This is a genomic window from Dietzia sp. UBA5065 (assembly GCA_002415925.1).
Taxonomy (GTDB): domain Bacteria; phylum Actinomycetota; class Actinomycetes; order Mycobacteriales; family Mycobacteriaceae; genus Dietzia.
On record DIAZ01000170.1, the window covers coordinates 9,179 to 14,921 of the forward strand.

The following is a 5,743-nucleotide window of genomic DNA, read 5'->3' on the forward strand; positions in this document are numbered from 1 at the left end:
GCCGGTCGCCAGATCCTGCACATGATCCACTACACGGCGGTCGGTGACGGCCCCGCGGTCCGCGGGTACCTGCGCGACTTCGCCCGTCGCGCGGGCGCGGACGAGCTGATGATCGCGCCCGTCGGGTCCACCCGCGAGCGTGTCCACGGCTCGCTCGAGGTGCTGCGGAAGGCGTGGAGTGACTGACGTCTCCGCAGGCGGGTGCGCTTGGTCACGAATTCACCGTCGCGTGGTCCCAGAGGTGGTTGGCGCCCACCGAACCAGCCTAGAGTTGATCCATGGCCATCTCTGATGTAGGCGAGTACGCCCATCTCTCTCCCGAGCAGGTCGAGGAACTGGGGCGGGAGCTCGACGCGATCCGGGCGGACGTCATCGCCTCGCGTGGGGAGCGCGACTTCCGCTATATCCACGGCGTGATCCGCATGCAGCGCGGGATCGAGCTCGGCGCCCGGGCGATCCTGTACATCGGGGCCCGGAACCGCACGGCGTGGGTCCTGGGGACCGGCGCGCTGGCGGTGGCCAAGATCCTCGAGAACATGGAGATCGGGCACAACGTCCTCCACGGGCAGTGGGACTGGATGAACGATCCGGAGATCCACTCCACCACGTGGGAGTGGGACCTGGTCGGCAGCTCGGCGGACTGGAAGCACACCCACAACTACCTGCACCACAAGTACACCAACATCGTGGGGATGGACGACGACGTGGGCTTCGGCGTCCTGCGGGTCACGCGCGACGTGCCCTGGGAGCCCAGGTACTCGGCGAACCTGTTGGTCAACGCCATCCTGATGGCGGGTTTCGAGTGGGGGATCGGCCTGCAGAACGTCCGTTTCCAGGACGCGTTCCCGGGGTCCGGGGCGACCCCCGCGGACAGGCGCGTCGCCGAGGCGTTCCTGAAGAAGGCGGGAAGCCAGGTCCTCAAGGACTACATCCTCTTCCCGGTGCTCGCCGGCCCGTCGGGGCGGCAGGCGTTCACCGCCGCGGTCACCGCCAACATCCTGCGCAACATCTGGACGAACGCCGTGATCTTCTGCGGCCACTTCCCGGACGGCGCGGAGAAGTTCACCTCTAAGGATGTAGAGACCGAGACGCAGGCGGAGTGGTACCTGAGGCAGATGCTCGGGAGCGCCAACCTCGACGGCGGCCCGGTCATGAACCTCCTCTCGGGAAACCTGTCGTTCCAGATCGAGCACCACATGTTCCCGGACCTGCCGTCCAACCGGTACTCCGAGATCTCCCTGCGCGTGCGCGAGCTGTGTCAGCGCTACGACCTGCCGTATGTCAGCGGGCCCCTGTGGAAGCAGTACCTCCAGTCCTGGCGGACCATCGCGCGGCTCTCCCTGCCCGACCGCTACCTGCGTCGGTCCGCCGACGATGCGGCCGAGACGCGGAGCGAGAGGATGTTCGACCGGATGCCGCCGATGCCGGGCCTGGCGACCGCGCTGGCCTCGTTCCGCAAGGGGCGCGCCCAGCTGGCCCGCTGACCCTCTTTGGCAGACTGTCCGGCATGTCGCTGAACAGCATGCTCGACGCCGCCGCGAGAGGCGGAACCGTCGAGGTCGAGGACGGGTGGACACAGGGTAGGGCCATCTACGGTGGCCTCACCGGGGCGCTGCTGCTGGCCGCGATCAAGGGTCGGCTGCGCGGCTCCTCCGGGGACGACCCCCGTGGGTCCGCCCCGCACCCCCTGAGGTCGATGACGGTGTCCTTCATCGGGCCCGCCACCACCGGCGCCGTCGAGATCGACGCCGAGGTGCTGAGGGTCGGCTCCAACGTGGTCCAGTGCCAGGCCACCCTGCGGCAGGGGGGCGAGCTCGTCGCCACCGCGCTGGCGGCGTTCGGCCGGCACCGCGAGTCGTCGATCTCCGTGACGCCGACCCACCCCATGCCCGGCATGCCGGCGGCGGAGTCGATCGAGGCGTTCCCGTACATCGAGGGCCTCACCCCGGAGTTCTACCGCTTCGTCGAACTACGCCAGGTGGGCGGCTCGGTGCCGTTCAGCGGGGCCGGGTCCAGCGGCCTCTCGGGCTGGTCGGCGCTCCGGGAGCCGCCGGAGGAGTTCCACGAGGAGCACCTCGTGGTGCTCGCGGACGCGTGGCCGCCGGCGACCATCCAGATGCTGTCCGGCTTCGCCCCGGCCAGCAGCCTGACGTGGACGCTCGAGTTGGTCGCGGAGATCGGACCGGACACCGTCCCCGCGGGGGCCGTCCTCGCCTACGAGGCGACCACCGACGCGGCGCGCGACGGCTACGCGCACACCCACGCCATGATGTGGCACCCGGACGGCTCCCTGATGGCGATCAGCCGCCAGACCATCACCGTGTTCGGGTGAGGTCCGGCGGCTGAGGATCAGTCGACGGGGCGGGCGTCAGCCGGCCGCGCGGGAGGAGCGGCGACGCTCGCCACCGCGGGACTGGCCCGCGGCCTGTCCGATCGAGTGCTGGGCACCGGTCCGCTGGCCGCCGCCCGAGCGCTGTCCGCCCGTGCGCTGGCCACCGGATGCCGGACGGCCCGAACCCTGGGCGCCGTCGGCCTGTCGGCGCTGGCCGCCGCGGCCGTCCTGGCTCCGGGGCTGGCTCCGGGCGCCCTGGCCCTGTCCCTGACCCTGGCGCTGACGGTTCTGGCTCTGCCGGCCCTGCCCGCGGTCCTGGCGGGCCTGGCCCCGACCCTCCGGTTCCACGTCCCCGGGGACGTGGGCGGGCGGCTCGGGGGCCTCGGCCAGCGCGGTGGCGGCGTTCGCGCCCACGGGGAGCACGATCTCGCCGGCGGTGACGCCGGCCGATCGCAGGAGCGATCGCACCTCGCGGACCTGATCCGAGGTGGCGACGGTGACCACGGTGCCGACCGCACCCGCACGCGCGGTGCGGCCCGAGCGGTGGACGTACGCCTTGTGCTCGGCCGGCGGATCGGCGTGGACGACCAGCCCGACGTCGTCGACGTGGATGCCGCGCGCGGCGATGTCGGTGGCCACGAGCACGGTCGCCTGACCGGAGGAGAACGCGTCGAGATTGCGGACGCGCGCGTTCTGCGACAGGTTGCCGTGCAGGTCCACGCTGGACACGCCGCGGCCGGTGAGCTGCTTGGCCAGCCGCTTGGCGCCGTGCTTGGTGCGCGTGAACATGACGGTCCGGTCGTGCGCCTCGGCGAGGTCCGCCAACGCGCGGACACGGTCGTCCGGGTCCACGTGGAAGACGTGGTGCGCGGTCGCGCCGGGGGTCGCGGAGCCGTCGTCGACCTCGTGCACGACCGGGTTGTCGAGGAACTTCTTCACCAGCTTGTCCACCCCCTGGTCGAGGGTCGCGGAGAAGAGGAGGCGCTGGGCGCCCCGGGGCGTGGCCGCGAGGATGCGGGTGACCCCGGGCAGGAACCCGAGGTCGGCCATGTGGTCCGCCTCGTCCAGGACGCTCACCTCGATGGAGTCCATGCGGCAGTGCTTCTGCCCCATGAGGTCCTCGAGCCGGCCCGGGCAGGCCACCACGATGTCGACGCCGCGGTCGAGGGCGGCCACCTGGCGGCCCTGGGTGACGCCGCCGAAGATCACGGTGGTCCTCAGGCCCATGGCCTCGGCGAGCGGTGCCAGGGTCTCGTCGATCTGGCGGGCGAGCTCGCGGGTGGGCGCGAGGATCAGGCCGCGCGGCGCGTTGCGGGTGCGCCGGCCACCGGCCGGGGCGGAGGCCGCGAGCCGGGTGACCAGCGGGAGGCAGAACGCGTAGGTCTTGCCGGAGCCGGTGCGGCCACGGCCGAGGACGTCGCGCCCCGACATGGCGTCGGGCAGCGTGGCCGACTGGATGGGGGTGGGAGAGATGATGCCGCCGCCCGAGAGGACGTCGAGCAGGGGGGAGGGCACACCGAGGTCGGCGAAGGTACGAGACAAGGAGGAAACTCCGTAAATAGTGATGGCGTCTTGCCCGGCGCGCTCCTGGAACACACGCCGCTCTGGGCGGCGTGCCCGGTGCGCGACCACGGGGAGGTCGACAACCGACGCGGCCCGAGGCAAGAGTGGTGCGGGCCGACCTGTCCACCCTACGCACACCGGGGCCCGATACCCCAGCCTCCCGGCACAAGTGTGACGAGGGACCCACGGCCGCCACACCGCCGGTGGCACGATGGCAGGCGTGCGCCCCGACCTCTCACTGCTGCGACGCCCGGACCTGGGTTCGGTGCTGCTCGGCAGCGAGGAGCAGTCCACCCGCCAGCGGACCCTGCGTGTCCGGGTGCTGCTCGCGCTGACCCTTCTAGCGGCGAACTTCGTCGGTGTGGCGGTCGCGACCGTCCTGATCCTGTTCGTCCTCCCCGGCCCCAGGCTGGCGTCCAGGGAGTTCCTGGTCCCCACCGCGATCGTCGTCCCCGTGTACGTGTCCCTGGCGATCATCGTGGGAGGGGTCTGGGTCCGCAGCGCCGTCTACCGCCGAGTGCGCTGGTTCCTCGACGGTCGCGAGCCCACCGGGAGCGAGCGGGTCGGCACGCTCCGGGTGCCCGCCCGCATCACGCTCATCCAGGCCTTCCTGTGGCTGCTCGGCGCGGCCGTGGTCACGCCGGCCTTCGGGATGGTCGACCCCGAGGCGGTCCCGTCGGTGGGCTTCACGGTGGTCTTTGCCGGGATGGTCGTGTGCGGCGCGGCGTTCCTGCTCTCCGACTTCGGCCTCCGCCCCATCGCCGCGGTCGCCCTGGCCGGCGGCCCAGCCCCCCGCGCCCGGTTCCTCGGGGCGCTGACCCGGGTCCGGGTGGCCTGGGCGGTCGGCAGCGGAGTCCCCATCGTGGGTCTGCTCATCGTGGCGGTCTACACCCTGGCGGGTCGGGCGCTGACGCTGGAGAGGTTCGCCGTCATCGTCCTGGCGCTCGGCGCGACCTCCCTGCTGGCGGGCTTCCTGCTCATCTCCCTGGCCACGGGCTCCATGCTCGGGCCGCTCCGCAGCGTCCGGTGGGCGATGGAGGACGTCACGGCGGGGAGGCTGTCCCGGCGGGTGGTGGTCTACGACGGGACGGAACTCGGCGAACTGCAGCGCGGGTTCAACCGGATGGCCGCCGGCCTGGAGGAGCGCGAACGGCTCCGCGACCTGTTCGGTCGCCACGTCGGTCGCGACGTCGCCGAGGCCGCCGAGCTGCGGGACCCCGAGTTGGGCGGTATCGGCACCCGGGTGGGCGTGGTGTTCGTGGACATCATCGGATCCACCGAGATGGCCTCGAGGACCGAGGCGGCGGAGGTGGTCGAGGTGCTCAACCGGTTCTTCCGCGTGGTGGTGGACACGGTCGATGAGTACGACGGCGTGGTGGACAGCTTCCTCGGCGACGCCGCCCTGGTGGTGTTCGGCGCGCCCCGCCCCATGGACGACCCCGCCACCGCGGCCCTGGCCTGCGCCCGCGCCCTCTCCCGGCGCCTCCCCGACAGCGTGCCCGGGTGCCGGGCGGGGATCGGGGCGTCCTTCGGGGACGTCGTGGCCGGCTACGTCGGCGCCGCCGACCGCTTCGAGTACACGGTGATCGGGGACGCGGTCAACGAGGCGTCCCGGTTGAGCGAGCTGGCCAAGGACCAGCCCGGGCTCGTCCTGGCCTCCGGGGCCGCCGTCGCCGCGGCGGACCGCGCCGAGGGTGGGCGCTGGGACGCGATCGGCTCGGAGGTGGTCCGCGGCAGGACCCGGCCCACCGAACTGCGCGTGCCCAGCGGCCGCTGACACAGCCCGTCGTCCAACGCAGCCCGGCGTCTAACGAAGGGCGGCGTCTAACGAAGGGCGGCGACTAACGA

Annotated in this window: 4 protein-coding genes and 1 pseudogene; 4 read left to right on the forward strand and 1 reads right to left on the reverse strand. The window is 72.3% G+C overall.

Annotation, left to right across the window (positions count from 1 at the left end; translation table 11 throughout):
• The 3 genes and pseudogenes from B4M60_RS13930 to B4M60_RS13940 form a co-directional block, all read left to right on the forward strand.
• A pseudogene (locus tag B4M60_RS13930) lies at positions 1-186 on the forward strand (alkane 1-monooxygenase); the annotation flags it as partial.
• 92 nt (positions 187-278) lie between these two features.
• Positions 279-1,484 (forward strand): fatty acid desaturase family protein, encoded by a 1,206-nt coding sequence (locus tag B4M60_RS13935; RefSeq protein ID WP_291085271.1) that lies wholly within the window; start codon positions 279-281, stop codon positions 1,482-1,484.
• Between the two features lie 23 nt (positions 1,485-1,507).
• On the forward strand, positions 1,508-2,332 hold the full coding sequence (locus B4M60_RS13940; RefSeq protein WP_291085273.1) for a thioesterase family protein: 825 nt from the start codon (positions 1,508-1,510) through the stop codon (positions 2,330-2,332).
• A gap of 36 nt (positions 2,333-2,368) precedes the next feature.
• Here the strand turns inward: B4M60_RS13940 and B4M60_RS13945 are convergent, their stop codons facing one another.
• Positions 2,369-3,874 carry a DEAD/DEAH box helicase gene (locus tag B4M60_RS13945; RefSeq protein ID WP_291085275.1) on the reverse strand — a complete coding sequence of 502 codons (1,506 nt, stop codon included), beginning with the start codon at positions 3,872-3,874 and terminating at the stop codon, positions 2,369-2,371.
• Positions 3,875-4,115: 241 nt separating this feature from the next.
• Here B4M60_RS13945 and B4M60_RS13950 point away from each other — a divergent pair, with 241 nt between their 5' ends.
• The gene (locus B4M60_RS13950; RefSeq protein WP_414646809.1) at positions 4,116-5,672 is read left to right on the forward strand and encodes an adenylate/guanylate cyclase domain-containing protein; all 1,557 of its coding nucleotides are present in this window, start codon (positions 4,116-4,118) and stop codon (positions 5,670-5,672) included.
• Positions 5,673-5,743 lie beyond the last annotated feature (71 nt).